The organism is Acidovorax sp. GW823-FHT05D11 (assembly GCF_058795695.1).
The window spans coordinates 2153038-2176334 of the sequence record NZ_CM179502.1 but is presented as its reverse complement, the minus strand read 5'-3'; the positions used below and the strand labels follow the sequence as shown (position 1 = coordinate 2176334).

32 protein-coding genes, 1 tRNA gene and 1 pseudogene are annotated in these 23297 nt (G+C 61.4%); 24 read left to right on the top strand and 10 right to left on the bottom strand.

What is annotated here, in order from left to right; genetic code table 11:
* Window positions 1–71: 71 nt before the first annotated feature.
* Window positions 72–233 carry a hypothetical protein gene (locus tag AC3RCE_RS10060; RefSeq protein WP_492255063.1) on the bottom strand — a complete coding sequence of 54 codons (162 nt, stop codon included), beginning with the start codon at window positions 231–233 and terminating at the stop codon, window positions 72–74.
* Window positions 234–271: 38 nt separating this feature from the next.
* Window positions 272–541 (bottom strand): hypothetical protein, encoded by a 270-nt coding sequence (locus AC3RCE_RS10055; protein WP_492255062.1) that lies wholly within the window; start codon window positions 539–541, stop codon window positions 272–274.
* Window positions 542–662: 121 nt separating this feature from the next.
* Here AC3RCE_RS10055 and AC3RCE_RS10050 point away from each other — a divergent pair, with 121 nt between their 5' ends.
* Complete coding sequence (locus tag AC3RCE_RS10050) at window positions 663–839, top strand: hypothetical protein (RefSeq protein ID WP_492255061.1); 177 nt, start codon at window positions 663–665, stop codon at window positions 837–839.
* Between the two features lie 137 nt (window positions 840–976).
* Here AC3RCE_RS10050 and AC3RCE_RS10045 read toward each other — a convergent pair whose 3' ends face one another.
* Window positions 977–1240 carry a hypothetical protein gene (locus tag AC3RCE_RS10045; RefSeq protein ID WP_492255060.1) on the bottom strand — a complete coding sequence of 88 codons (264 nt, stop codon included), beginning with the start codon at window positions 1238–1240 and terminating at the stop codon, window positions 977–979.
* On the opposite strand from AC3RCE_RS10045, the gene AC3RCE_RS10040 reads away from it, so the two are divergent.
* Window positions 1239–1448, top strand: a complete 210-nt coding sequence (locus AC3RCE_RS10040) for a hypothetical protein (RefSeq protein WP_492255059.1) — start codon at window positions 1239–1241, stop codon at window positions 1446–1448. The genes AC3RCE_RS10045 and AC3RCE_RS10040 overlap by 2 nt on opposite strands.
* Window positions 1449–1464: 16 nt before the next feature.
* Here the strand turns inward: AC3RCE_RS10040 and AC3RCE_RS10035 are convergent, their stop codons facing one another.
* A complete protein-coding gene (locus AC3RCE_RS10035; RefSeq protein WP_492255058.1) occupies window positions 1465–1722 on the bottom strand; it encodes a transcriptional regulator in 258 nt (85 codons plus the stop codon).
* A 75-nt stretch (window positions 1723–1797) separates the two neighbouring features.
* Here AC3RCE_RS10035 and AC3RCE_RS10030 point away from each other — a divergent pair, with 75 nt between their 5' ends.
* The 4 genes from AC3RCE_RS10030 (at window position 1798) to AC3RCE_RS10015 (ending at window position 5743) form a co-directional block, all read left to right on the top strand.
* A complete protein-coding gene (locus tag AC3RCE_RS10030; RefSeq protein ID WP_492255057.1) occupies window positions 1798–2523 on the top strand; it encodes a S24 family peptidase in 726 nt (241 codons plus the stop codon).
* Window positions 2502–2822: an HNH endonuclease signature motif containing protein gene (locus AC3RCE_RS10025; RefSeq protein ID WP_492255056.1), complete on the top strand. Its 321-nt coding sequence runs from the start codon at window positions 2502–2504 to the stop codon at window positions 2820–2822. Before AC3RCE_RS10030 ends, AC3RCE_RS10025 begins: the two co-directional genes overlap by 22 nt.
* A 294-nt stretch (window positions 2823–3116) precedes the next feature.
* Entirely contained in the window at window positions 3117–4850 is a 1734-nt protein-coding gene (locus AC3RCE_RS10020; RefSeq protein ID WP_492255055.1) for an AAA family ATPase, read from the top strand.
* An 11-nt stretch (window positions 4851–4861) separates the two neighbouring features.
* Complete coding sequence (locus AC3RCE_RS10015) at window positions 4862–5743, top strand: DNA adenine methylase (RefSeq protein WP_492255054.1); 882 nt, start codon at window positions 4862–4864, stop codon at window positions 5741–5743.
* A gap of 125 nt (window positions 5744–5868) precedes the next feature.
* Here AC3RCE_RS10015 and AC3RCE_RS10010 read toward each other — a convergent pair whose 3' ends face one another.
* Window positions 5869–6003: a hypothetical protein gene (locus tag AC3RCE_RS10010; RefSeq protein ID WP_492255053.1), complete on the bottom strand. Its 135-nt coding sequence runs from the start codon at window positions 6001–6003 to the stop codon at window positions 5869–5871.
* Between the two features lie 704 nt (window positions 6004–6707).
* Here AC3RCE_RS10010 and AC3RCE_RS10005 point away from each other — a divergent pair.
* The 12 genes from AC3RCE_RS10005 to AC3RCE_RS09950 all read left to right on the top strand — a co-directional run bounded on the left by AC3RCE_RS10005 (window position 6708) and on the right by AC3RCE_RS09950 (window position 14253).
* Complete coding sequence (locus tag AC3RCE_RS10005; protein ID WP_492255374.1) at window positions 6708–6899, top strand: Com family DNA-binding transcriptional regulator; 192 nt, start codon at window positions 6708–6710, stop codon at window positions 6897–6899.
* A 10-nt stretch (window positions 6900–6909) separates the two neighbouring features.
* Window positions 6910–7419 (top strand): hypothetical protein, encoded by a 510-nt coding sequence (locus AC3RCE_RS10000; RefSeq protein ID WP_492255052.1) that lies wholly within the window; start codon window positions 6910–6912, stop codon window positions 7417–7419.
* 815 nt (window positions 7420–8234) lie between these two features.
* The gene (locus AC3RCE_RS09995; RefSeq protein ID WP_492255051.1) at window positions 8235–8414 is read left to right on the top strand and encodes a hypothetical protein; all 180 of its coding nucleotides are present in this window, start codon (window positions 8235–8237) and stop codon (window positions 8412–8414) included.
* On the top strand, window positions 8411–8608 hold the full coding sequence (locus AC3RCE_RS09990; RefSeq protein WP_492255050.1) for a hypothetical protein: 198 nt from the start codon (window positions 8411–8413) through the stop codon (window positions 8606–8608). The genes AC3RCE_RS09995 and AC3RCE_RS09990 overlap by 4 nt, the downstream gene beginning before the upstream one ends.
* Window positions 8605–8784, top strand: a complete 180-nt coding sequence (locus AC3RCE_RS09985) for a hypothetical protein (RefSeq protein WP_492255049.1) — start codon at window positions 8605–8607, stop codon at window positions 8782–8784. The genes AC3RCE_RS09990 and AC3RCE_RS09985 overlap by 4 nt, the downstream gene beginning before the upstream one ends.
* Window positions 8785–8790: 6 nt before the next feature.
* The gene (locus AC3RCE_RS09980; RefSeq protein WP_492255048.1) at window positions 8791–9627 is read left to right on the top strand and encodes an ERF family protein; all 837 of its coding nucleotides are present in this window, start codon (window positions 8791–8793) and stop codon (window positions 9625–9627) included.
* Window positions 9620–10360 carry a hypothetical protein gene (locus AC3RCE_RS09975; RefSeq protein WP_492255047.1) on the top strand — a complete coding sequence of 247 codons (741 nt, stop codon included), beginning with the start codon at window positions 9620–9622 and terminating at the stop codon, window positions 10358–10360. Before AC3RCE_RS09980 ends, AC3RCE_RS09975 begins: the two co-directional genes overlap by 8 nt.
* A 9-nt stretch (window positions 10361–10369) precedes the next feature.
* Complete coding sequence (locus AC3RCE_RS09970; protein WP_492255046.1) at window positions 10370–11491, top strand: hypothetical protein; 1122 nt, start codon at window positions 10370–10372, stop codon at window positions 11489–11491.
* Between the two features lie 152 nt (window positions 11492–11643).
* Window positions 11644–12345, top strand: a complete 702-nt coding sequence (locus tag AC3RCE_RS09965) for a hypothetical protein (RefSeq protein ID WP_492255045.1) — start codon at window positions 11644–11646, stop codon at window positions 12343–12345.
* 74 nt (window positions 12346–12419) lie between these two features.
* Complete coding sequence (ssb, locus tag AC3RCE_RS09960) at window positions 12420–12911, top strand: single-stranded DNA-binding protein (RefSeq protein ID WP_492255044.1); 492 nt, start codon at window positions 12420–12422, stop codon at window positions 12909–12911.
* Window positions 12912–12920: 9 nt separating this feature from the next.
* Entirely contained in the window at window positions 12921–13349 is a 429-nt protein-coding gene (locus AC3RCE_RS09955) for a hypothetical protein (protein WP_492255043.1), read from the top strand.
* A gap of 13 nt (window positions 13350–13362) precedes the next feature.
* Window positions 13363–14253 (top strand): recombination-associated protein RdgC, encoded by an 891-nt coding sequence (locus tag AC3RCE_RS09950; protein WP_492255042.1) that lies wholly within the window; start codon window positions 13363–13365, stop codon window positions 14251–14253.
* Between the two features lie 31 nt (window positions 14254–14284).
* Here the strand turns inward: AC3RCE_RS09950 and AC3RCE_RS09945 are convergent, their stop codons facing one another.
* Window positions 14285–14947 (bottom strand): hypothetical protein, encoded by a 663-nt coding sequence (locus AC3RCE_RS09945; RefSeq protein ID WP_492255041.1) that lies wholly within the window; start codon window positions 14945–14947, stop codon window positions 14285–14287.
* Window positions 14948–15895: 948 nt separating this feature from the next.
* Between AC3RCE_RS09945 and AC3RCE_RS09940 the strand changes: the two are divergent.
* Window positions 15896–16039: pseudogene (locus AC3RCE_RS09940) on the top strand (DNA methyltransferase); the annotation flags it as partial.
* 13 nt (window positions 16040–16052) lie between these two features.
* Here AC3RCE_RS09940 and AC3RCE_RS09935 read toward each other — a convergent pair.
* Entirely contained in the window at window positions 16053–17024 is a 972-nt protein-coding gene (locus tag AC3RCE_RS09935) for an HNH endonuclease (protein ID WP_492255040.1), read from the bottom strand.
* Window positions 17025–17145: 121 nt separating this feature from the next.
* Between AC3RCE_RS09935 and AC3RCE_RS09930 the strand changes: the two genes are divergently transcribed.
* From AC3RCE_RS09930 to AC3RCE_RS09910, 5 genes are read left to right on the top strand one after another with little or no spacing between them, the layout of a single operon-like run.
* On the top strand, window positions 17146–17352 hold the full coding sequence (locus AC3RCE_RS09930) for a hypothetical protein (protein WP_492255039.1): 207 nt from the start codon (window positions 17146–17148) through the stop codon (window positions 17350–17352).
* Window positions 17349–17957, top strand: a complete 609-nt coding sequence (locus AC3RCE_RS09925) for a hypothetical protein (protein WP_492255038.1) — start codon at window positions 17349–17351, stop codon at window positions 17955–17957. The genes AC3RCE_RS09930 and AC3RCE_RS09925 overlap by 4 nt, the downstream gene beginning before the upstream one ends.
* Window positions 17954–18304 carry a hypothetical protein gene (locus AC3RCE_RS09920; protein WP_492255037.1) on the top strand — a complete coding sequence of 117 codons (351 nt, stop codon included), beginning with the start codon at window positions 17954–17956 and terminating at the stop codon, window positions 18302–18304. The genes AC3RCE_RS09925 and AC3RCE_RS09920 overlap by 4 nt, the downstream gene beginning before the upstream one ends.
* Window positions 18301–18585, top strand: a complete 285-nt coding sequence (gene xisR / locus AC3RCE_RS09915) for an excisionase family protein (protein ID WP_492255373.1) — start codon at window positions 18301–18303, stop codon at window positions 18583–18585. Before AC3RCE_RS09920 ends, xisR begins: the two co-directional genes overlap by 4 nt.
* On the top strand, window positions 18561–19754 hold the full coding sequence (locus AC3RCE_RS09910; RefSeq protein WP_492255036.1) for a tyrosine-type recombinase/integrase: 1194 nt from the start codon (window positions 18561–18563) through the stop codon (window positions 19752–19754). The genes xisR and AC3RCE_RS09910 overlap by 25 nt, the downstream gene beginning before the upstream one ends.
* 66 nt (window positions 19755–19820) lie before the next feature.
* On the opposite strand, the gene AC3RCE_RS09905 is transcribed toward AC3RCE_RS09910, so the two are convergent.
* From AC3RCE_RS09905 to AC3RCE_RS09895, 3 genes are all read right to left on the bottom strand, one after another.
* Window positions 19821–19897 (bottom strand) — tRNA-Val (locus AC3RCE_RS09905).
* Window positions 19898–20009: 112 nt separating this feature from the next.
* On the bottom strand, window positions 20010–22220 hold the full coding sequence (locus tag AC3RCE_RS09900; RefSeq protein ID WP_218340856.1) for a RelA/SpoT family protein: 2211 nt from the start codon (window positions 22218–22220) through the stop codon (window positions 20010–20012).
* Entirely contained in the window at window positions 22217–23176 is a 960-nt protein-coding gene (locus AC3RCE_RS09895) for an alpha/beta fold hydrolase (protein WP_492255035.1), read from the bottom strand. Before AC3RCE_RS09895 ends, AC3RCE_RS09900 begins: the two co-directional genes overlap by 4 nt.
* Between the last annotated feature and the right edge of the window lie 121 nt (window positions 23177–23297).

Sequence of the window (23297 nt, the reverse complement as noted above, 5' to 3'; positions counted from 1 at the left end):
CGGAGCTGCGCGGCCTGCCATCGGGCCAGCACCGCGGCATATCCGTAGGGCGATCGAAGTCGGTGGAGCGATCAGACACGGCGCACCTCCCGGCCGTGGGCCAATATGAAACGCAGGCTCAGGTTGAACTCGCCGGGCGAAAGCTCGTCGTCGTCATTGACCTCGCGCACCACCACCTCGGGGTGCGCACCCTCCTCCACCCGCCGTACCTCTAGCAACTTGCCGGAGGGCATGCGGAACCGCCTGTAGAGACACATGGCAGCCGCGCTCATCAGTGCACCTCCGGCAGCGGCTGGCGCGAAATGTCAGACGACTTGCAGACCGCGCGCAGGCGGGATTCGTGCACCATTTGCAGATGCTCAGCGCCGAAGACATCCACCGACAACACGTAGTCCACATACTCGCTTTCCGAGCGGAAGCCCAGCTCAAGCCGGCGGCGCAGCATGCCTTCTTTCAGTTCATCGGACACGCGTGCATCGACCTTGGCGGTCTTCTTGCCGCCGATCACGGCACGGGCAAACAGGACGGACAGTTTGTTCAACATAGGGGACCCTTCTTGGGTGAGGTTTGGTCAGGCGCAGCGCGCCAGAAAGGAGGTGGTGCCCGCCCTCTCTCGGGGCAGAATGGGAGTTCCTACACAACCATTCCCGAGAGGGGCGAACATGCAAGAAGTACTCGCAAAGAACCGGGCCGACGAAATCATCAACTTGCTCCTGGCGAACAATCCGAAGTGCCTCGGGGACTACTCGCTGCTTGGCGAGAAAGAGGCGAAAGAAGCTGCGCAAATACTTGCCACATTCCGGCAGGAATTGATAACGCAGCTAGTGAAGCAGCCGTAGCCCTTTCGTCGCCCGCGTGGTGTTTGGCGGCCTGCGCAGCCAGGTATGCCTGGGCAACTTTGGCGCCGAACTCCACAGGATCGGAGTGCTTGGCTACGTGCGCCTGGGCCCATTGCTGGGCAGCGATCAAAGCGAGGTCATGCATGGGACGCCTCCTCCGCGCTGCTAGGCGCAGCTACCTGCGCGAGCTTCGCCCCCTTCATTTGCATGGCGACCTCACGGACCTCATGCGGCAGCGGAAAGCGATCAGTGCGGCGCATCCAAACGCGCAGTGCTGCGACAGCTCGGGCGGCCTCCATTGGGAAGAGCGCATCACAATAGACGCCCTCCGCCTCAGCAGAAAACGGGGGCAACGCCAGCACTTCACGAGCGGCCCGAACATATTTCAGGAACATTTCCATGTCAGAAAACCTTTTCAAAAATCACTCAATCAACGACATCCAGGCGTGCATTGCCAAGGCGTTGACCGAACTCGCAGGAAGGGAAATTCAGGTGGGCATTTCCGAACTGAAGGTGTCGAACGACACGCTGGGCCTGAGTTACAGCGCTGCGTTCGATGTGTCTGCCAGCTACAAACAAGAGTGGGTCCCGGGCGAAATACCGTTCTGATAGCTCTAGCCATGGGTCAGGCCTCCACCTTTGCGGGCTCGGTAGCCGCCAGTTCGGGCCAGATCAGGTGCCAGTCGTTTGGGCGCAGGTCGCGCCGAGTTACCGCGCCGGAAGTGGCGCGTTCAATGGCTACGCAATGGGTTGGGCCAGGCCTGCGATTCGCATACCCGTGCTGCCACTGCCGTATCTGAGCATCGCTGGGCACGCCAGAGCGCTTGCGCAGTTCACCAACCGTGAGCGCCCCTGGGCTCGCTAAATATTCGGACAAGTTCATGATCCCGAATCTATAGCATTTGCTACCGATATTCAAGTAGCCAATGCTCTTGTAGCGCCTGCTACTGTTCTCGGTATGGACGAACAATCAATTCAGACGTGGCGAATTCAGCGGCTGGCCGCTATGGTCGAGCGAGAGGGAGGGAAGGCCGCCGCGGGGCGGAAGCTCGGCTATCGCGACGGAGCTTTCGTGGGGCAGATGCTGCGCGGCGAACGGCCAATTACGGAGAAAACAGTTCTGGTTGTCCACGGGCTCTTGGGCTACGCCGGGTGGTTCGATCCACCGACAGCCGATGGCCGGATCCCAGTCGCCGCGCCTCACGCCGCTCCTTCGTCAGACCCGTCCGAACCCGCTGACTTTGTTATCACCGAGTACGCCACCGGTGGGGGCATGGATACCCAGGGTCAGCTCTTGCTGGACGATCAACCGGGGATCATCAAGAGTTGGCGGGTGAGCCACGACTGGGTGCGCCTGAACGTCCCCTCACATACAGGCATCAGGAACCTCTGCATCGTGACCGGCTTTGGCCCTTCCATGCGTCCCATGTTCAACCCTGGGGATCCCCTTCTGGTGGATACCGGTGTGAACGTGGTCAACCACGAGGGGGTCTACTTCTTCCGCGTCGGTGAGGAAGGATTCATCAAGCTCATCCAGCGCGTGCCCGAGTTTGACGGACCAGGGTTCAACCTGCGGATCATCTCCAAGAATCCGGATTTCCCGTCCTATGACCTCTCGCCCAAAAACCCTCACTTTCAGGTGCTTGGGAAGGTGCTGACGGTGTGGCGCAGCGAGCAATACTGATTCCTGGCAATCTGGCCGCTCTGTTCGTCGCCATGGCGTGCGCCTGGCCGCAGGCCGCCACCGCTCGCATCGAACGCGACCGCGCACAGGTGCGCTCCTTCCGTGTCGAGCACCCCTGCCCCACTACTGGCCGCACGCGCGGCGCCTGCCCGGGCTGGCATGTCGATCATGTGATTCCGCTATGCGCAGGCGGGACGGACAGGCCCAGCAACATGCAGTGGATTACCCGCGAAGACCACTATTTCAAGACAGTGGTGGATGTGCGGGAATGTAGAAAAACGAAGAAAGAGAAGCTGTGATCCTGACGCTGCACATCAGCAAGATTGAGCCTGGCAACTACCGTGTTGCAGCTATGGACGGAAGAGAGGAACTGGAAGAATGGGGGGCGCCGAGCTATCGGTGACTCCATCAGACAGTGCGGGCAAGCTGAGATGCCGGATCTATCCGGGTTCCACATTTGGTACGAGCACGTTTGCGCTGGAACAGTCTCTATGTCCAACATGCGCATTGATCCAGAGGGCCTAGCGCAGCGGCTGATGTCGCGGCACGGGTAGTTCAAGAGCTAGCGAAAAGCAGGAAACAAGGAGAGAGGGATGACAAAGGAATTTGTTGCGACACGACTGCGTTCTATGGAAATCGTGAAATTCAGGGGACTGGAAAATTTAAGTTTTGAATTGGGAAATCAAGTAACGTTGATCTGCGGAAAAAATGGCACCTCCAAATCATCACTGCTAGGGATCGCAGCCCAGATTTTTAGCTTTGAAAAAGACAATATCGATGGATCCGAACTCGAATATATAACCATTCCCGGAAAACAGTTCAAGTCACTCCCTAGAGAGCATTTCAGATTTTCTGACAAGTATGACGGCCCCTCTTCTATGGCTGTCAATTTCGTAGTGCACGATGGCTACACGGCATCGGATTTCAATTCGAGCTTGGAATTAACGACTAGAACAACTGACAGTGGTACAAAAAAGGGGCGTCCCGTAGTAAGAGGGAATACCTCAATTAAAGGTGTGGACAACACAAGTAGAAACTATACGCATCCCGTAATCTATCTCAGCCTTCGACGACTAATTCCCATCACGAATCGCACCACTTACACCCCTCATGACTATGCATATCTGACAGCAAATAAAAATGCATTCACAAGTCTGAGCAATGAACTGCTAAATAGAACATCAACGGATCTTGCTGGAACCAAAGGAACGATTAATTCTGCAGTCGCGTTTGGCAAGAATTATGACCAAGACTCTGTATCAGCAGGAGAGGATAATGTTGGTCAAATAGTGCTGGCACTCCTGTCATTCCGAAAACTCAAAGAGGAGTATCCCAATTACCACGGCGGACTCTTACTTATAGACGAAGCTGACGCAGGACTGTTCCCCGCTGCCCAAAAAAAGCTTTTGGACGTGCTACACAGAGAATGCAACGATCTGAAAATTCAGGTTATGATGACCTCTCATTCTCCGACCATGATTGAGCACGTCCATGAACTCAGTCAGGTATATAGGAAAAACTATAAAACACTATACCTTACAGATTCCTATGGACCGGTTCAGGCCATGGATAATTTGTCGTGGCCTGAAATTTATGCCGACATTAGCACCGTAACAATTGCCATTTCCGACACAGCTAAAAGCCCAAAAGTGAATGTGTATGTCGAGGATCCGGAAGCACAGGATTTTTACGCACAACTCACCATGCGCCAGCCAATTAAGAAAATTACAAAACCAATTCAAAATGTGACACTGGGATGCGGGAACTATGTAAACCTAATTGATGCTGGAATTGAGGAGTTCTCCAAAAAAAGCATCATCATTCTTGATGCAGATGCAAAAGATAAAGCATCCCATTGCAAGACGGTCGTTTTTTTACCTGGAACCCTACCCCCAGATCAACTAATTTTTGAGTATCTATTCAATCTCGCACCAGAGCACGATATCTGGAAAAATAAGATCAAATTCACCCGAAAAGTTCTCACCCAAACCGCGAGCGCAATCATATCCGAACTCAGCATTACGAGTGACAAGGTGAGTCTCTTGCCAATAATAGAATCGAGAAAAAACAAAGAGCAAAAGAGGAAACTACGGGATATTTTCAAGAAATTCTATAATACAAGAGAGTTTCAGGCGTTCTTGAAAAATGTTAATCCATGGAAGCATTGGATAGTCGCGAATGAATCAGACGCCCAGGCATTCCGAGAGCAATTGAACAAAGTCGCGAGGAATGCCTTGAGTAATGGGTACGGAATGGACACGGCGCTGATTGCAGGTCTGATCCCTGAAGCGCACAAGGCGCTGGCCAAGCCTTCCAAAACTAGGTAAAGTCCACCGCAATGTTCTCCAACAAGCTTTACACCCCACTGCGCTATCCTGGCGGAAAGGCACGTTTCGCACCCTTGGTCGCGCGCGTGATGGAGAAAAACGACCTGTCAGGTGGGCACTACCTAGAGCCGTACGCAGGGGGCGCGGGCGTGGCTTTGGAGCTCCTCTTTCATGGCGCCGCATCTCACATTCACATCAACGACTTCGACACGGCCGTCTACGATTTTTGGGTGGGCATCACCAAAACCCCTGAGGCCATCCTTAAGCTCCTTACGGACACGCCAGTAACCATGGACCAATGGTTTTACTGGCGCTCCGTCCTGAGAGGCGAGGTCGAGGTCGGACAAGTCGAGCGCGGGTTTGCTACGCTGTTTATGAATCGCACCAATCGCTCCGGCGTGCTCAAAGGTGGGGTGATCGGCGGACTTGGCCAAGCTGGCCATTACAAGTTGGACGCGAGGCTGAAGAAGGACGTGCTGACCAAGCGAATTGAACGCATCGCCGCCAGTGCCGACCGCATCACTGTCCACAATCAAGACGCTTTGGCGTTGCTGCGGAACTGCGCTTCCTTTCTCCCAAGCAAGTCGCTCATCTACCTTGATCCCCCCTACTACGTGAAGGGCCAGGGCCTTTACCGAAACTTCTACAGCCACGAGGACCATGTCGCGATTGCCAGGCTCTTAGGCTCCAGCCGTTTCGCTCGCCATTGGATGGTTTCTTATGACAACGTGGCAGAGATACGTGACATGTACCGCCCTATGTCAGCAGCCTACACTTACGGGCTGAACTACACCGCTCAGACGCGATACAAGGGGTTAGAGACGATGTTCTTTTGCCGCCGACTTGAATTACCCGAACAAGAGTTCCAAGCATTTGGGCTCATGGCAGCCTGATCTCCCTGATTCATCATCAGCCACCTCAGGGTGGCTTTTTTACGACCGCAAGAACGTAAACACCCACATAGGGTCGTATGCCCCGTCCGGCCCACTGTGCAAATCCCAGATCATCGCGCCGATCTTCACCAAGCGCTCCATGTCCGCTCGTAGCTGTCTGAGCGCACATCCAGCTCAGCGATCACCGCCGCGACATGGGCGATGGCACTCTCGGGCGGAAGCGCCCCGCCCACCTTCGCCGTCTCAACGATCTTCAACATCACGTCTGTGTGGTTCACATGGCGACTGTGCGCCAGCCTCGTGACCGATGCAAGCCTCCCCACCACAACCGTCCCAGGCGGTTTTTTGTTGCTCGCCCGGATTGAGCGTAGAGGCAGTTTAGAGAAAAAACCTCGATGCGAGTAGCTTTTGCTATTGACTTGATAAGTAGCAATTGCTACAGTACATCCATCGCACCAACAAACGCGAAACGAACCGGCCCAGACGCACACAGGGCCACGCCGACCGGAGACGCGAGGGGTTCCAGGCCTGAGGGCTGCAGCGAGTTGGGAGCGATGGGCACCACGGCATCGACCAGGCCGCCCGGGCTCCTTAAAAAGTCAGCTGCCGATGTTGCTTGCCCCACCTGTGGAGCATTCGTCCGGCACAAGAGCAGACCCGGGCATGGCCGGGCGAGCGCGGGCAGTCCGGCCCGTCACCAGTCCGCCAAAGCGCGGTACACGGTGCTCAAACGGTGAGGCGTAGACAGCCAAGAACAGAAACGGTCACGCCGGTTGGAATGCCGGCATGCCCTTCGCAAGAGGGGCGATCCCAGATGGCTTTGCGCTGAGCCATCTGGGATCGAGAAGATAAGACAGGGCGAGTGCCTGGGGTGCGTCAACACCCCAGGCACCCGCCTCCGCCGTGAGTGCACACGGCATTGGCCAAGACCCTGCCACCTGATCAGGCCGGGGCATTATGGACTATGCCGCATATGCAAGAAGTGAGATGCGCCAGCTGCAATCGCAAGCTGGCAGAAGGACTTTTTCAACAACTGAACATCAAGTGCCCGCGCTGCGGGACGCTGAATTCCATGAGGGTCGAGAACCCCTCCCCTTCGAGAGTCGAGAACTCCGAACCCGAGTGCCAGCGAGCGCCTTCATCAACTTTGACTTAAAGGCAATCAAATGACGCTCTCTCTCAATGTGTCCAAGACTGTTGGCCCCGGCAACCCGGCAGGTTCGTATCTCAAAACGGACAACTACTCGGGCGTTTTCATCGACGTGGCCCCGGGCACGTTCGGAAGTTCGCCGGAGGCCCACTGCGGTGTCGCATTCTTCTGCGATGGGGTCCCGACTAACGCACCCGACAACGTGGCCTGGACGGGCCAGGCCCGTGGCATTACGTTCTACGCGGACCACAGGATCTGCTGGGAGGATTGGACAGGAAACGGCAATGAGAACCACGACCACATCCCTGGCGCTTACTGGGAGGAAGGTGTTATCTACCTCGTCACGGCGACGTACACGGCAACTGACGTGGGGCTGGGGGTATACAAAACCGACAGCACTGGCATTGTCGCTTTGGTTGCCAGTGCGATCCGCACCCGTCCATCCAGCGGCAAGGGCACGCATGCTTGCGTCTTTTCCTCCGATGGCGGAACCATTGGCTGCTGCCCTAAGGCGCTGTACGGCTGATGGATAACTAGCCTCCTGCGCATGGAGGTTTCCCGATGGCGCATGCAGGCCACAGGGATTTAACAAAGGGCCCGCTTCATGCGGGCCTTCTTACGCCCCTCGCACGAGGGCCATCACACAACCGTCGAAGGCTCCTTGAGTAGCCTCCAGCCGAGCGCGATAGGCTGGAACGTGAAACCGTGGGGTTCGATTCCCCGGGCGGTTGTGTGATGGTGAATGCGCAGGCTGATGCGACCTACGTTGGAACATAGCGGGTGGACAGTCCTAGGCCGGATCACCGGCTGCCATGAAAAAGCACGTATCCCGTGTGCCGGCATCAGCGCCGGCGACCATCAAGAGCGGGTTGGGGGTTCCTGGCCGTGTGCGCAGCAGGTGGAAGCCCTGCACCAACTCATAGCGAGGCTGCCCGCGCAGGGCGTGACCGGGGGCGCTGAAACAACCCGGCAGAGTGGTGAAAGCCCATGATGCAAGCGGAAAACCCGCCTCTGCGAGCCGAACCCCGCCGGCGCGTCCGGTGGGTCAAAGGCAGTCCCGTGGAATCCGGGACACCATTTTCGGGGCGGCAAGCTGCAGTCGCCATGCGCTGATCGGGGACCGTGGATTGCCTCGTCAGCTTGGAAACATATCAGCGATGGCGTTTCCAGTCGGTGTTTCTTCCTTTCCACCGAGCCGCCCCATCCTTTTCCCACCGCGCCGGGGAGTCTCCTCCCTCCCTCCCTTCTCAGTTCCCCCGGCACGCCCCGCAAGGGCAGCGGTTCTTTCTTCCCCGTCGGCCGCGCACCCAGGCCGGCATTCCTTCCCCCTCGGAGATTCCCATGAACAACGTCAACGAGACGGTGCAGGCGTTCCTGCGCCCGCACCTTCCCTGGACCGCTGCAGAGCGCGAGGCGGTGGCCCAGGCCGAAGCCCGCCAGCGCGCCGAAGACCAGCGCCGCCAGGATCGCGCGCTGATGGACCAGCAGCAGCACTTCAGTTCCGTGGGGGCGCTGCGATGAAAGTCCTGATCGTCTGGATCTTGGGCCCCTTGATCGCCTTCGGCATGGCCGCAGTCGCAGGCACCACCTACAACGACCGGGCCGAGCTGCAGGCCGCCCACCACTCCCGCGACTTTGCCGCCAACGAGGTGTGCAAGGGCGAGCCCTTCGAGTGGGAAGGCGACGTTCTGATCTGCCACCGGGAGCGGCCATGAAGCACTGCGCCGGCCCGTGCCAGCAGGGCCGTCTGCCCTGCCCCACCCCCACCGACTGCGAATCCGACGACATCGAGCTGACGCACCTGCAGAGCCTGTTGCTCTGGGCCGCGCTGCTGATGGTCTTCGCAGCCGTTTTCGGCTTCGCCGCCGCCTTCATTCCCTTTTCGCCCTGACCTACCATGAACACCACAACCGCCAATGCAGAGGTGCTGACGCTGGCACCCCACCAGTCACCGAACCACCCCCTGGCCGCGCACGACCCCGGCGCCCTGCAGGTGGCCGACACCTCGCCCGCCGCGCTGATGATGACCGCCCTCAGCCGGGGCGCCAATCTGGACCAGATCGAGCGGATGATGGAACTGCAGCAACAGTGGCTGCGCCATGAGGCAGAGAAGGCCTACAACTTGGCCCTGGCCGATTTCAAGGCCGAGAACATCAAGATCACCAAGAACAAGCTGGTGGATTTTGAAACCCGCACCGGCCGCACCACCTACATGCATGCCGAGCTGGCACAGGTCGTTGACGTGGTGGGCCCGGCCCTCTCGCGCCATGGCTTCGGGTGGTCGTGGAAGCCAGAACAGTCGAACGGGACTATCCGGGTGTCGTGCATCCTGCGCCACCGCCTGGGGCACCAGGAATCGGTCACGCTCGAAGCCCGCGCCGACGACTCCGGCGGCAAGAACGCGATCCAGGCGATCGTGTCCACCACCACCTATCTGTCGCGCCACACGCTCAAGCTCATCACGGGCACGGCCGAAAGCGGCGACGACGACGACGGCGCCGAAGGTGGCGGCGATCCCGAGCCCAGTCTGCTGGAGCTGTGGACCGCCAAGGTGAAGGAAACAAAGACCCGCGCCGTGCTCACCGAGGTGATGCGCGCGGGCAAGAAGGTGTTCAAGGACGCGAACGACTTTGATGGATACCAGTCGTTTGCCCACGTAGTGACGGCGCACGGCGGCACCCTGCCGGCCGACACGCCGCCCCCACCTCCGCCTCCGCAGCCCGACCATGCGTGAGATCCTGTTTAGGTGCTCCAGCCTGGGCCACCTGATGACCGAGCCCAAGACCAAGGCCGAGGGCGACCTTTCGTCGGGAGCACGCACCTACCTGCGCCAGCTCGCAAAGCAGGAAATCTTCAGCGTGGACTTCGAGGTCTCCGGCAAGGAAATCGAGAAGGGCCTTGCGGTCGAAAACGACTCCATCGCCCTGCTGAACAAGGTGCGCGGCCTGCGCTTGGCCAAGAACACCGAGCGCCGGAGCAACGGCCTGATTACCGGCGAGTGCGATCTGTTCGACGCACCCAGGCGCCGTGGGCACGACCTCAAGTCGTCCTGGTCCCTCAAGACCTTCCCGGGCTGGCCCGTGGACTGCGTGAACCCGCTCTACGAGTGGCAGATGCGCGGCTACATGATGCTTTGGGACGCCGACGAGTGGGAGGTGAACTACGCCATGGTGAACACCCCCGAGGCGCTGATCCGCAATGAGCCGATGGATCAACACCTTGTGGACCACATCCCGCCGCACCACCGCCTGACCACATGGGTTCTTGAACGCGACTTCCAGAAGGAATCGCTCATCCGCCACCGCTGCGAGGCGGCCCGCTGGTACTACGGCCAGCTGATCCGCGAATTCGACGCCGACCACCGCATGGACGTGATCGACGTGCAAGCCAAGTTTGTCACCCCACCCAGCCGCATCCCAGCCGCCAAGGCTCCGGCCGCGCCGGTGCGGCTACCCAACCTTTTCTGAGGACCACCAATGACCGAAGCAACGACCACCGCAGTCGCCGCCCAGCAAGGAGCTGGAGCGCTCACCATCAAGCCCATGTCCATCAAGGACACCGTGCTCGCCCAGTTCAAGGACACCGAGGTCGGCCTGACGGCCATGGCCGAGAAGTACCGCGATGTCGTCTATGACGTGACCACCACCAAGGGCATGAAAGAAGCCAAGGATGCCCGCGCGGATCTGCGCGACAACGGTCGCCGCATGCTGACCCGCACGGAGGCGTCCGTGAAGGCCGATGTGAACGAACTGAAGAAGGTGATGGGCGACGAAGTGGAGCGCCTCGTCGCCATCGTGAAGCCGGTCGAAGATGCCATCGACGCCCAGATCAAGGTCGAGGAAAAGCGCAAGGCCGACGAGAAGGCCGAGAACGATCGCATCGAAGCCGAGCGTGTGGGTGCGCACCGCGCCAACATCGACCAGCTCAAGGAGTACGCCGAGAAGGCCGAGGGCCAGCCGGTGGAGGTCATCGAGAACGCCATCGCAACGCTGGGCGCCATGACCTTTGGCGAAGAGTGGCAAGAATTCGCGTTGGAGGCCGAAGCCGCCTGCCTTGCCACCGTGCAGCGCCTGCTCACCATGGTGGAGAACGAGAAGCGCCGCATCGAAAACGAGCGCCTGCAGAAAGAGCTGGACGAGGCGCGTGCCGCCCTGGCTGCGCAGGCGCCGGCCCCCACCCCTTCCCCGGCAGCCGCGCCACCCGCAGACCCTGCTCCTGCCCCAGCGGCCAACACCATGGCCTTTGAAGTGGATCCATGGGACGAAACCGAAGAATCCGCGACCGTGACCAAGGCGCCCACCGCCGCGGCCGTCGATGCACTCGCACCGGCCCGCCAGCGCGTGACGGCTTGGGCAGAGGCCCGCCGCGCGCCAGCGGAAAGCGCAATCCCCGTCGTGCAACCGGCCCCATCGCTGAAGCTCGGAGCCATTGAGGACCGCCTGGGCTTCCCCCTGTCCGCCGCCTTCCTGCGCACCCTGGGCTTCGAGCCAGCGGCCAAGGTCGGCGCACACGGCGTGTACGACGAAAGCCAGTACCCGCAGATCCTGGCCGCCCTCGCAGCCCACATCGCGGGCTTGCAGGCCAAAGCCGCAGCCTGACCACTTTCCGGGGCGGCAACGCCGCGCGGACCGCACCTGCGACACCTTGCCAGAGGCCTCGGTGTTCGTTGGCAGAGCCGACTACAGGAACCACCGCGCGCCGGGCCGAGAAGGCCAGGCCGCCCCACCCTCTTCACCCCATCCAGGACACCATGGAAATCACCATCAATCTGGACTTGCCCGGGATCATCGCCCAGGCCGTCACCCCCGAGCGCCTGCAGCCGCTGGTGGACAAAGCAATCTCCGACGCCCTCAAGAGCGCCATCAACGACGCAACGGGCTACCGCAGCCCGTTCAGCGAGGCGGTCAAGAAGCAGCTTGCCGACGCCATGCCCCACGGGCTCTCCATCGATGACATGGCGAAATTTCAGCATGTTCTGAACCACGCACTCCAGAGCGCCGTGCACGGTGCCAACGCGGAGGCAGTGAACACGGCGCTGGCAAAGGCTGTCGAGCACGTCATACCGAATGTGCCCGCACTCATGAAGATTTCGGAGCTGCTGGAAGTGGCGCGCGAACACTTCAACAGAAGCGAAGGCGAGGCATTCTTCGGGCTCTTCGAAGAGAGCGAGTACGGCGGCGGCCACCTGTATCTGCACAGTGATCCCGAGCCAGGTCATGGCTATGGGGCGGGCGGAGGGAAGTACTCCGCCCACTACCAACTCGCCTTCAACAAGGAAGGCGAGGTGTACACGCTCAAGCTCCGGGACAAGCAGGTCACACCGATATCGCGCCCGAACGTGATCACCCGCTTCGACGCCATCCTGATGGCCATGTACGTGGGCCGCACCCGGATCGAGGCGGACATGGACGAAGACGACGTGCGCCGCGCCGCTGGCGAGCGGTACGACTGACCGAGCGGCCCCACCCCATCAACCATTACCGCAGCGCGACCACCTAACCCGCCTGCGGACAAAGGACCAACACCATGGCATCCGTGAACAAAGTCATCATCGTGGGCAACCTGGGCCGCGACCCTGAAATGCGCACTTTCCCCAGCGGCGACCAGACCGCCAGCGTGACGGTGGCCACCACCGACAAGTGGAAAGACAAGCAGACAGGCGAGATGAAAGAGGCCACCGAGTGGCACCGCATCATCTTCAACGGCCGCCTCGCCGAGATCGCCGGCCAGTACCTGCGCAAAGGCTCGCAGGTGTACGTCGAGGGCTCCCTGCGCACGCGCAAGTGGACCGACCAGAGCCGCGTGGAAAAGTACAGCACCGAGATCCGCGCCGACCAGATGCAGATGCTGGGCAGCCGCCAGGGCGGCCAGCAAGGCGGGTACGAGCAAGGGGGCTATCCGTCCTCGCCGGCACCCGCGCCGCGCGGCACGGGCCCACGACCCACAGGCCAGCACGCGGCGCCAGCTCCGCGCGCGGCCTCCGGGTTTGACGACATGGACGATGACATTCCGTTCTGAGAGCGCGCAATGTCATTTGAGCCTGTCAATCGGTCCCAGATCGTTGCGGCGCTGCGCGAAGCCGGGCCTATGTCCCGGCTGGAGCTGGCCGAGTACCTGGGCTGGCCCGTGTCGAAGGTCGGAACCACGATCGCCTCCACCCGCTGGCTGCTGCCCGGGAAAGTCTTTCGGGTGGTGCGCTACGACCCGGTGATCGGGCGCCGAGCCCGCGATGTCGCTGTATTCGCCGCCCAGGCCGGCCCGGACGTGAAGCGCCCCCCCATCGACCAGACGGCGCGCCGCAAGCAAGTCGAGGCCCGCTATCGCAGAAACCATCGGGCACGAATCAATGCCCGAAACCGCGTCAGCAATGCAAACGACGAGCCCATCACCATCAACCCATGGCTGCAACTCGCAGACCCGGCGACCCGCTCGCGAATGACGCGCCGCGCCGCCTGAACCGGAGAACCGCATGTTCAAGAACCTCACCATCTACCGCATCGCCTCGGGCTGGACCGCAGAGCTGCAGGCCATCGAGGAGGCCCTGGCCAAGGCGCCCTTCATCGAATGCGGCGCCACGCAGGAAAAGTCCCTAGGCTGGGTGCCGCCGCGTGGCGAACAGCACGGCCTGCTGGCCGAGTCGGTCGGGGGCCACTGGATCCTGCGCTTCATGGTCGAATCCAAGAACCTCCCCGCCAGCGTGCTCGCCCGCAAGGTCAAGGAGAAGGCGGACCGCATCGAGAAGGAGACCGGGCGCAAGCCGGGCCGCAAGGAATCCAAGGAACTGAAGGACGAGGCCAAGCTGGACCTGCTGCCCATGGCGTTCACCAGCCAGGCCGCCATGTGGGTCTGGATTGACCCAACGGCCCGCACCCTGGTGCTGGACACATCCAGCCAAGGTCGCGCGGATGAAGTCGTCACGCTGCTGGTCGAATCGCTGCCCGGCCTGTCGGTGTCGCTCATCAACACCCAGACCAGCCCGCAGGCGGCCATGGCCCACTGGCTCAAGGAACAGGAGCCGCCAGGGGGCTTCACGGTGGACCGTGAGTGCGAGCTGAAAAGCGCCACGGAAGAGAAGTCGGTTGTGCGCTACGGCCGCCACCCGCTGGACATCGACGAGGTGCAGGCCCACATCGATGCCGGCAAGCTGCCGACTCGCTTGGCTCTGACCTGGGATGACCGCGTTTCGTTCCTGCTGACCGAAGGCGGCAAGGTGCGCAAGGTGCAGTTTCTGGCCACGGTTTTCGAGGGCACGAAGTCCGACGACGGCGTGTTCGGCACCGACGTGGCGATTGCCACGGGCGAGCTAGTGAAGCTCATCCCCGACCTGATCAACGCGCTGAGTGGAGAAGTTGACTGCTAGACGCACGCTAATGCAAGCTGATCGACGTTGCCTAAGCTGGTGGCTTGGAAGACGGCACGGCTTTGTAACCCCTCTTTTCAAGATAGCGGGCCAACTGACTTTCCACCACTCGGAGTGCAGCAAATGCAGTTGCGATCCGATCATGGTAGATCTGCGCTACATGCTGCTCACGCTCTTTCGGTACAGGAACAGTTTCGGACATCTGCAATAGGCTCGCACATTGGTCTAGGTTTGCGCAAGCCTGTGCCAAGCTCGTGGTGATGTTACGTTGCGCAGGAATGAGGGCCGTCATCTCGGAATCGCTCGCGAGTCGGAATCGGAGGTGCTCGACCATGAATCGCCGAACTGCGGCCCCATGCGTGCTATCAAAAAGTGTCTTCAATCCGACGAGGGTTGCAGACTCAGAATCCAAGAAGACACCAACACGCCGCGACACTCCAAGCGCAATCTGATCCGCTACCAGCAGAGATCGACGTCTTTCCCTGTGGCCGCCAAGCCAATGCATCAGAATGGCCGTGAACAAAGCGGCCACGATCGCCACAACGCTGAACACAGCCTGCATCCAGCCAGACCACTCGGCCTTCGTCATACAAGACCACCAGTCTTGCGAAACCCATCGCAAGCAGTACTCCTGGGCCGGCTTAGCTGCCGCTGCCGCATCCCCTAGTGTATTGATCAGCTGATTCGCGTCCATCGACCCTCCTGTGTTTTTTTGGGTCGATGGTATCCGCGAGCCAGCTACTTGCGCCGTCGCCATTGCGCCAACGCGCAAACAAAGGTCGGTATCAGGATGGCCAGATCGGAGGCGGAAAGGCTAAATGCGAAATCAAGCATGGTCGAAATTCCCAGGATTCGCCGCTCGTGGGTGTCGAACTCTTCACCTACTGCCGAGACAGCGACAGCGAAATGATGGCCAGGGTGACTCCGAAATTCTTCTTGCGGGATTTCCTACCACCAGCCACTGCGACCTCGCGTGTACAGTGACTACGACTTCACTTCGGAGAATTGCAATGCCTAGTTTCGAACCACCCATTCGGTATGCGCGCGTGACAGAACGAGGAACGATCTATTGGCTTTCGGGCGACGTTGAGCTGCCAAATGGGGAGCGCTTGCGCAATTCCCCAGAGGTATGGCACGACGGGAGCAAGAACAAAGAGAAGACTCCCGTGTGCATCACTGACAAACAAGGGGAGTCGTTCTACGCAGTGCCGGAGAGCGTCGCCGCCCCGTTTTTAAAGGGCTACGGCACTTTGACGTTCCCCAATCCGTAGCCGCAAACGCCCCGTTTCCAAGCCCCGCCAAGTGCGGGGTTTTCTCCTTCTGGACCGCTCATGCCCTCTCCCCAGCTGGCTAAGGTCGGCCACCTTCATTCTTCGACGACGGCCAGCGCCTGCAGATGACCGCCTAGGCCGCCCGCACATCTCGCTGATCAACGCCGAAGAGGAAGCCCGCATCCGCCAGTTGATTGCGGCTCAGACCTGGCCGGATGGCTGGGATGGAGACGAGCCCGGAGCCGCAACGGTCATGGCCACGATTTACCAGAACGGTGCGGTGCAGCCGCTGCTGTTCTCGGAATGACAGATCAGACACGAAGCGCTACACAAAACATAGCTACCAGCGCTTATGAATTAATCGCTATAGCATCGTGTTGGACCCATTCTTCGGCAGCGGCACCACCGGGCAGGTCGCTCAGCAACTCGACCCGCAGTTCCTCGGCATCGACATCAATATCGCGAACGAGCCTCTGCAGCGCGAAAGGCTGCGCCAGCCCGGTTTGACCTTGTAGCCCTCCTTAGCGCTCACCCCGAGACTTCAATCGATTGGCTGAGGCGGTACGCGCTCCCGAAAACATGCTCACGGTGATATGCCAGGAATGCGCTCTGACGCGTGGAAAAGCGCCCTACAGCGAATCCAGCTCGCGGTAGACCCCATGCTGACAACGCCTCCTCTGCCTCATCGCTTGCTACAAGTAAGCTGCCGCCATCATCAAATGACACCCAGCCGCGATCAAACAGACGGTCTACGTGCGGCGAGAGCATCAGCCCGTTGTGCCCATCCAAGCGCTCTGCATTCGTGCACACAGCCCAGGGCTTGATGTGGCTGGCCACCAAGAACTGTTCCGATGTCAATCCGGTGAGCCTGCATTGCTTTTCGATGGCAAGCACGTTGAGCCGGAATCGCCCCTGCCCGCGTCGAGCTCGCACGATCTGGTCTACCTCAGTGATGGCCAGGTCGGTTTGCTGGCGCAACGAGATCTCCAGCCGGTCCTCGGCCGCCGTGATTGAGCGCACTGCTGCCACTTCAAGGGCATCGCCGTCGGTCTGACAGATGATGGTCTGCAGCACGGCGCCAAGCTCCGTGCTGATCGCGGCTAGGTAGCAACCTTGATTTCCGTCCCCTGTTTCAGCACGGATGGGCGAGTGCCGTTGGGGCAATAGCGGTGCGATCGTGGTCAGATGCTGCTTCGGCGATACCGGCGCTTGAAGCAGTTGCCATTCGATAGGCACGAGCCACCCCGCCGTCCCCCAGGTTGCCCCCGCGCTACCGAACTCTGCAGGTTTGTTCACATCCTGTGCGGCCGCCGTCGCGATGCCCACAGCCTGTATGGCGGCATTCGCGTATGAGAAAACCACATCACCCGGCACCACGCGCGGCAGGTTTAGATAGGTTTCGTTCGCCCCCCCGTTTGCCTTTGTCTTCGGACTCCAGATGTATCCCCCGTCGATTTCGGCGCGATGCGTCTGCTTGTGATTTACCCACCAATAGTTCATGTGGTCTCCTTTGGTGCGAATCTAACTCACACCTGAAACGTACCGAAAACATCCCCACAGTCAGCGACTACATCCGTCTGAGCCCCGCCATCGATCGGGGCTTTTTTCATGGAAACCCGGAATGCAAACCCTGCCCGACTGGAGCGCCGCCGACGATGCCTACCAGCTCCACCACACCACATGCCCACAGTGCCGCGCCGCCGGGCTCAACCCGGGCGGCCTCGAGCGCTGCCCCGGCGGCGCCGAGCTGTGGGCCACCTATCAACAGGCGGGAGATCCGCCGCACTTCACCTGGCTGCGCAAGCGGCAGGGAGGAAAGAAACCATGAGCACACACCTGAAGGCCTATGTTGTGCACGAGGACGACGAGGGGAATTGCGCAGTTGTTTTCGCTACCAACGGGGCAACAGCGCGCCGCGATGGTGCTAACGAACTGAACCTGACCTTTGAAGAAGTCGAATCCTGCTGCCGAGAACCGGCACTCGATCAGTATGCCCCTGGGCCAGTACCAATGCACGCCACCCTGGCGATCGGCTGGTGGCATGAGTGTGGGAACTGCCATTGCCGTTTCGATCAGGACGAGCGCCACGAATGCGACGACGAGCGCGAGGATGCATTTGAACCAGTACAAAGCGAGACCCGCTCCATCTACTGTAGCCCCGCATGCATGATGGCCGACTGGGCTAAGAGCCGGGCAAGGCAAAACATAGAGCATGCGGCCATTGAGGCGGCTCTGACCCGCTGGCCAGCGGCCACCAGCGCCGTCCGCGGTGAGTGCAACAAAGCATGGCCAAGCCGTGAGCGCGAGATTTATGCACAGTTCACCGCGCCGGGCCTGCGGTTCCCAGTGCGCTGGACGCTTGGCGAGAAAGTGGTGCATGTGTCGCCGTGCGATGCCGAGGCGTTCCAACGCCTCGGAGGCATCACCCCATGAAGATCATCCACATCTCCTATGGCGGCCCCGACCGCAAGATCTGCGACGCCAGCGGCAAGGAATGGAAGTTCGAGATGCACCCGCGTTTCGGACCCGCGGCGCTTGACCACCAGGGAGAGCTCGCTGACAGCCAGCCGGCGCCTCGCTCACCCTTCTGGTCTGCAGTCACCCTTTGGGCCCAGCAGGGCGGCGTCATCGGTCCCGATGGTTTCTGCATCTGGAAGCCGGAGCCAGAGCCCGCGCTGGTCCACCTGGGCGGGCGCAACTACGCAGCTGCAGGTTCGGCACTTGCCAAAAAGTACGGCCGAACCGGTGACGAAGACAGCAGGAACACATCATGTCGATGACAGCAGCCAGGGCACAGCGCCCCGAACCGGTCCCCGATTCCATCACTCAGCGCCAGCCGGCCAACGATCCCCGGGGCCCGCAGGCCGTACAGGTGAGCCCGGCCCCCTACGTGACCATTCCCCTCGCAGCAGCCTGTACAGGCCTGACCGAGAAAGCCATCAACCGAAAGATCGAGAGCGGCAAGTGGCTGGAGGGGAAAGAGTATCGGCGCTCACCAGACGGGGGAATTTTCATTTCCATGGAGGGATACACAAAATGGGTCGAAAAGGGACGGGCGTAGAGCCCAGAGACAGCAGCATCCGGATCAAGTTCGTCTACAAGGGCGAAACATTCCGGGAGCGCCTGACGGTGAACGGCAAGGCCCTCGAGCCGACGCCGGCCAATCTGAAATTCGCCACGCGCCTGGCGCTGGAGGTGCGCCGCAAGATCGACCTCGATGCATTCGATTTCACCGAGTTCTTCCCCGACTCCAAGCACGCCTTGAAGCGCACCGAGCCGACCTTCGGGCCGATCGCCGCCGAGTGGCTGCTGTCCAAGGGGCAGTTGGAGAAGGCCACCCTCGACCAGTACACGAACGCGGTTGCCATGTGGAAGCGCATGCTGGGCGCGGACACGCCAATGTCCGACCTGACCCACAAGAGGCTGTCATCCGCCATCGGCGGGCACCCGTGGGCCTCTGCCAAGAGTGCAAACAACTACCTCATCGTCCTGCGTGGCATCTTCGCGTTCGAGTTCCACGGGCCGCGGGCTGGCCTCAATCCAATGATCGGCATTGGAAACCTCAAGGTCGTTAAAAAGCTGCCCGACCCGCTGACGCCCGACGAGCGAGACAGGATTCTGGCGGACTTGGCCAAGTGGTACGACCCCCGCGTGGTGGCCTACTTCACCTTTGCCTTCCTCACGGGCCTACGGCCTGAGGAGATGATCGCGCTGCGCTGGGAGGATGTGGACTTCGGGCACAAGACGGTCCGCATCCAGCGCGTGCGCACCTTCCGGGGGTCAGAGCGCGACGGGTCAAAGACCCACTCCGAACGCGACGTGGACCTGGTGTCCGGGGCCATGGCAGCGCTGCAGATGATGAAGCCCTACACCTTCATGAAGCGAGACGATGATGGGGAGCCCGTGGACATCTTCGAGAACCCGGTCACCGGCAGGCGCTGGCATGATGAACGGAGCCAGCGGGACCACTACTGGGCCCCCACCCTCAAGCGCCTTGGAATCCGGCACCGTAGGGCCTACAACACCCGCCACACCTACGCCACGGCGGCGCTCATGGCGGGAGTCAACCCAGCGTACATTGCGCGTCAGCTCGGGCACACCAACACCAAGATGCTGTTCGAGACCTACTCGCGGTGGATTGACGGGGCAGACAAGGGCGCGGAGCGCAGAGCGCTGGAAGCCGCGATGGGCGGGGCCCAGTCCGCAAAAGTCCCAAATTCGTCCCGGTGACTCTGCGGCACAAAGAAAAAAGCCTTCTAGACCGTTGATCTAGAAGGCTTTTTACCAATGGTAAGTTGGTAGGCGCGATTGGACTCGAACCAACGACCCCCACCATGTCAAGGTGGTGCTCTAACCAGCTGAGCTACGCGCCTGTCGTTGTTTAGACTACGATTATAGCCATAAAAATGAGGGGCTTGCCAAAAAACAGGCAACACTTCGCATAGAACTCACTGGCGCCCTTTGCATGCCTGTCCTGCAAGCCGCTCAACGGCGGCGTGCCGAGCGCACGCCCGGCACGCTGGCCACGATGCCGAGGACCTTGTTGAGGCGGCCTGAATCGGCGACCTCCACCGTGAAGGTCATCCACGCAGTGCCTTTCACCGACTGGGTCTGCACGCCGATCACATTGGTTTTTTCCCGGGCAAAGACTTCAGAGATGTCGCGCAACAGGCCCTGGCGGTCGGCGGCTTCCACGGCCACATCGACGGGATACACGGCTGCAACCGCCGCTGACTTTGGCGCGCCCCATTCCACCTCGATGACACGCTCGACGCTGCGCGCGGCCATCTCGCGAAAGTTGCTGCAATCGGCCCGGTGCACGCTGACCCCCTTGCCGCGCGTCACGAAGCCGCGAATCAAATCGGGCGGTGCCGGCTTGCAGCACTTGGCCAGCTGGGTCATCAGCGAGTCGATGCCGACGACCAGTACGCCGCCCTTCGGAGCGGCATTCGTGCGGGCCTTCTTGAGCAGCAGGTAGTCATCCGGCTGCATCACAGGCTCGGGCGGTCGCAGCACCGTTTCGATGTTGCGCAGCGAGAACTCGTCCTTGCCCACCACCTCAAACAAGGCGTCGGCGGACTTGAAACCCAGTTGCACCGCAAGGTCGTCCAGCTTGACGGCGGTCTTGCCCTCGCGCTGCAGCAGCTTCTCGACCGCCTCGCGGCCCCGCGCCACGGTTTCGTGTGTCGCCTGGGCGTTGAACCAGGCACGCACCTTGGCCTTGGCGCGATGGCTGGTGAGGTAGCCCAGCTCGGCATTGAGCCAGTCGCGCGAGGGGCGGCCCTCCTTGACAGTCGATATCTCCACGGTCTGCCCGTTTTGCAGCGGGGTGTTGAGTGGCACCATGGCGCCGTCCACCCGGGCCCCCCGGCAGCGGTGCCCGAGGCTGGTGTGCACGGCATATGCGAAGTCCACGGGCGTGGCGCCCTGCGGCAACTCCACCACGGCGGCATCGGGCGTCAGCACGTAGATGCGGTCCTCGAACAGCCCCCGATTGGGTACAGCACCCGACAGGTCGCGCTCCCATGCCAGCAGCTGGCGCAGCACCGCGATCTTGGCGTCGTATTCGCCCGAGGCAGAAACCCCCGCATAGCCCTTGCTCCCCGCCTCCTTGTAGGCCCAATGAGCGGCCACGCCGTGTTCGGCATGGTCATGCATGGCCTGGGTTCGGATCTGGATTTCGATGGGCTTGCCGTGGTCGTCGCGCACGATGGTGTGCAGCGACTGGTAGCCGTTGGGCTTGGGCTTGGCGATGTAGTCGTCAAACTCCTCCACGATGGGCTTGAACTGCTCGTGCACCCAGCTCAGGGCGGCGTAGCAATCCTTCACCGTGGGCACGACAACCCGCAGCGCACGGATGTCGAACACCTGGTCGAAGTTGAGCGACTTGCCGCGCATCTTCTTGACGATGCTGTAGATGTGCTTGGGGCGCCCCTGCACGCTGGCGCTGATGCTGCGCGCGCGCAGGTCAGCCTCGAGCCGCGCGCGCAGCTGCTCCATGTACACCTCGCGCTCGCCGCGTTTTTCGTCGAGCAGGCGCGCCACTTCCTTGTAGGTGTCGGGCTCCAGGAAACGAAAGGACAGGTCCTCCAGCTCCCACTTGACCTGCCAGATGCCCAGGCGATTGGCCAGCGGCGCGAATACCTGCAGCGATTCGCGAGCCAAGCTGGGCGACACGGGGCGCTTGGCGGACGCATGAAAGCGCAGCGTCTGCAGGCGCGAGGCCAGGCGCAGCATCACCACGCGCAGGTCGCGCGAGAACGCGAGCAGCATCTTGCGCACGTTCTCCGTCTGGATGGCGGGGTCGTCCAGGTGCTCGGCGGCGCGGGCCTGCTGCTGCACGCGCATGAGCTTGGTGGTCTCCACCGCAAGCGCCGCGAAGTTCTCGCCAAAGGCCTTGGCAATGACCTCTTCGGGCTTGTTGAGGTGAATGCATGCGTGCACCAGGTAGCTGGCCGCCTGCATGGCCTCGGAGCCGCCTATTCCCTTGAGGATGGCGGCCACGGCATCGGCATGGGCCAGCGTGTTTTCGCCCGAGTCCAGGGTCTCGCCCGCCATCAGGGGCTCGGCAAAGGCGCGGGCGCGGGCCAGCGCGTTGACCTGCTCGGGCAGCGTGTGCGCAGTGGCTGCAATGAGCTGGGGGAGAACCTCGGCCTGGGGGGCGAGGGACGCCTGTGCGGGAGGGTAGGTTTTCATCCGACCAAAGCACCTTCCGCCGCCAGCAGGAAACCGGTGACCGCAGCGACCTGGTCGGCCGCCACCAGCGTGGGCGCATGCCCCACGCCTTCGAACTCCACCAAGCGCGCACGGGGGCCTCGCTGCGCCATGGCCTGCGCGGTTTCGCGGGACAGCAGATCCGATTGCGCACCGCGCAGCAGCAGCGTGCGCGCGGCGATATGGTCATATAGCTGCCAGAGCATGGCCTCCCCCGCCGCGGCGGAGTCCTGCGTCAATGCCCGAAACGGCACCGCGATGGCAGGGTCGTAGTGCAGTGTGATGCCGCCCTCCGGCAGCGTGCGCACCATGTGGCGCGAAAGTTCCAGCCACTGTTGCGGCGTGTGCGGGCCAAAGCTCGTCGAAATGGCCCACATGGCATCCGCCGCCTGCTGCAGCGACTCGAACCGTGCCAGCTGTCCCAGATAGAGCCCGATGCGCTGCAGGGCTTCCCACTGGATGACCGGCCCCACGTCGTTGAGCACCAGGCGCCGCACGGGCACGGGCAGCGGCAGCCCTGGCTGCCCCGCGACGCCCATGCCGATGAGCCCTCCCATGCTGGTGCCCACCCAGTCGAGCGTGGCGATGGGGCCCTGCGCCTGCAACTGGGCCACCAGCGCGAGCATGTCGGCCGCATACTGGGGGATCTGGTAGCCCATGGGATCGGCCAGCCAGTCGCTCTGGCCCCGCCCGACCACATCAGGACAGATGACGCGGGCATGCGCGCTCAGCGCGCGCGCGAGGGTGTCGAAGTCCCGCCCCTGGCGCGAGAGGCCGTGCACGCAGAGCACCACGTGCGGATGTGCTGGATTGCCCGTGGCATTCCACTCCCAGTACGCCATGCGGTGGCGAGACTCGGCAACGGAGGCGTTACCAGAAGACACCCCGGTGGCCGCGGGGCCAGGGCACAGTACGTAGTTCAGCGTAGGTTCAATCATGGGGAGCGGAATCGAGGGGCAGCGCTTGATAATGCCGGAAAGGTCGGCACGGATCGCCGCACTGCGTCCATCCGCAGTCCCGGGTGTCTGCCGCGCTGCAAATCCCCGACCGCCGTGGCTG

What these genes read in the sequence shown, in the direction of transcription:
- AC3RCE_RS09930 (WP_492255039.1), top strand. Translation starts at nt 17,146, where the DNA reads ATGCAAACCCTGCCCGACTGGAGCGCCGCCGACGATGCCTACCAGCTC.
- AC3RCE_RS10050 (WP_492255061.1), top strand. Translation starts at nt 663, where the DNA reads ATGCAAGAAGTACTCGCAAAGAACCGGGCCGACGAAATCATCAACTTG.
- ssb (WP_492255044.1), top strand. Translation starts at nt 12,420, where the DNA reads ATGGCATCCGTGAACAAAGTCATCATCGTGGGCAACCTGGGCCGCGAC.
- AC3RCE_RS10030 (WP_492255057.1), top strand. Translation starts at nt 1,798, where the DNA reads ATGGACGAACAATCAATTCAGACGTGGCGAATTCAGCGGCTGGCCGCT.
- AC3RCE_RS09895 (WP_492255035.1), bottom strand. Translation starts at nt 23,176, where the DNA reads ATGATTGAACCTACGCTGAACTACGTACTGTGCCCTGGCCCCGCGGCC.
- AC3RCE_RS09945 (WP_492255041.1), bottom strand. Translation starts at nt 14,947, where the DNA reads ATGGACGCGAATCAGCTGATCAATACACTAGGGGATGCGGCAGCGGCA.
- AC3RCE_RS09900 (WP_218340856.1), bottom strand. Translation starts at nt 22,220, where the DNA reads ATGAAAACCTACCCTCCCGCACAGGCGTCCCTCGCCCCCCAGGCCGAG.
- AC3RCE_RS10060 (WP_492255063.1), bottom strand. Translation starts at nt 233, where the DNA reads ATGCCCTCCGGCAAGTTGCTAGAGGTACGGCGGGTGGAGGAGGGTGCG.
- xisR (WP_492255373.1), top strand. Translation starts at nt 18,301, where the DNA reads ATGACAGCAGCCAGGGCACAGCGCCCCGAACCGGTCCCCGATTCCATC.
- AC3RCE_RS09965 (WP_492255045.1), top strand. Translation starts at nt 11,644, where the DNA reads ATGGAAATCACCATCAATCTGGACTTGCCCGGGATCATCGCCCAGGCC.
- AC3RCE_RS09985 (WP_492255049.1), top strand. Translation starts at nt 8,605, where the DNA reads ATGAAGCACTGCGCCGGCCCGTGCCAGCAGGGCCGTCTGCCCTGCCCC.
- AC3RCE_RS09975 (WP_492255047.1), top strand. Translation starts at nt 9,620, where the DNA reads ATGCGTGAGATCCTGTTTAGGTGCTCCAGCCTGGGCCACCTGATGACC.
- AC3RCE_RS10010 (WP_492255053.1), bottom strand. Translation starts at nt 6,003, where the DNA reads ATGTTGAAGATCGTTGAGACGGCGAAGGTGGGCGGGGCGCTTCCGCCC.
- AC3RCE_RS09920 (WP_492255037.1), top strand. Translation starts at nt 17,954, where the DNA reads ATGAAGATCATCCACATCTCCTATGGCGGCCCCGACCGCAAGATCTGC.
- AC3RCE_RS09955 (WP_492255043.1), top strand. Translation starts at nt 12,921, where the DNA reads ATGTCATTTGAGCCTGTCAATCGGTCCCAGATCGTTGCGGCGCTGCGC.
- AC3RCE_RS09950 (WP_492255042.1), top strand. Translation starts at nt 13,363, where the DNA reads ATGTTCAAGAACCTCACCATCTACCGCATCGCCTCGGGCTGGACCGCA.
- AC3RCE_RS09990 (WP_492255050.1), top strand. Translation starts at nt 8,411, where the DNA reads ATGAAAGTCCTGATCGTCTGGATCTTGGGCCCCTTGATCGCCTTCGGC.
- AC3RCE_RS09925 (WP_492255038.1), top strand. Translation starts at nt 17,349, where the DNA reads ATGAGCACACACCTGAAGGCCTATGTTGTGCACGAGGACGACGAGGGG.
- AC3RCE_RS10015 (WP_492255054.1), top strand. Translation starts at nt 4,862, where the DNA reads ATGTTCTCCAACAAGCTTTACACCCCACTGCGCTATCCTGGCGGAAAG.
- AC3RCE_RS09970 (WP_492255046.1), top strand. Translation starts at nt 10,370, where the DNA reads ATGACCGAAGCAACGACCACCGCAGTCGCCGCCCAGCAAGGAGCTGGA.
- AC3RCE_RS10045 (WP_492255060.1), bottom strand. Translation starts at nt 1,240, where the DNA reads ATGGAAATGTTCCTGAAATATGTTCGGGCCGCTCGTGAAGTGCTGGCG.
- AC3RCE_RS09910 (WP_492255036.1), top strand. Translation starts at nt 18,561, where the DNA reads ATGGGTCGAAAAGGGACGGGCGTAGAGCCCAGAGACAGCAGCATCCGG.
- AC3RCE_RS09935 (WP_492255040.1), bottom strand. Translation starts at nt 17,024, where the DNA reads ATGAACTATTGGTGGGTAAATCACAAGCAGACGCATCGCGCCGAAATC.
- AC3RCE_RS10000 (WP_492255052.1), top strand. Translation starts at nt 6,910, where the DNA reads ATGACGCTCTCTCTCAATGTGTCCAAGACTGTTGGCCCCGGCAACCCG.
- AC3RCE_RS10035 (WP_492255058.1), bottom strand. Translation starts at nt 1,722, where the DNA reads ATGAACTTGTCCGAATATTTAGCGAGCCCAGGGGCGCTCACGGTTGGT.
- AC3RCE_RS10005 (WP_492255374.1), top strand. Translation starts at nt 6,708, where the DNA reads ATGCCGCATATGCAAGAAGTGAGATGCGCCAGCTGCAATCGCAAGCTG.
- AC3RCE_RS09980 (WP_492255048.1), top strand. Translation starts at nt 8,791, where the DNA reads ATGAACACCACAACCGCCAATGCAGAGGTGCTGACGCTGGCACCCCAC.
- AC3RCE_RS10040 (WP_492255059.1), top strand. Translation starts at nt 1,239, where the DNA reads ATGTCAGAAAACCTTTTCAAAAATCACTCAATCAACGACATCCAGGCG.
- AC3RCE_RS10020 (WP_492255055.1), top strand. Translation starts at nt 3,117, where the DNA reads ATGACAAAGGAATTTGTTGCGACACGACTGCGTTCTATGGAAATCGTG.
- AC3RCE_RS09995 (WP_492255051.1), top strand. Translation starts at nt 8,235, where the DNA reads ATGAACAACGTCAACGAGACGGTGCAGGCGTTCCTGCGCCCGCACCTT.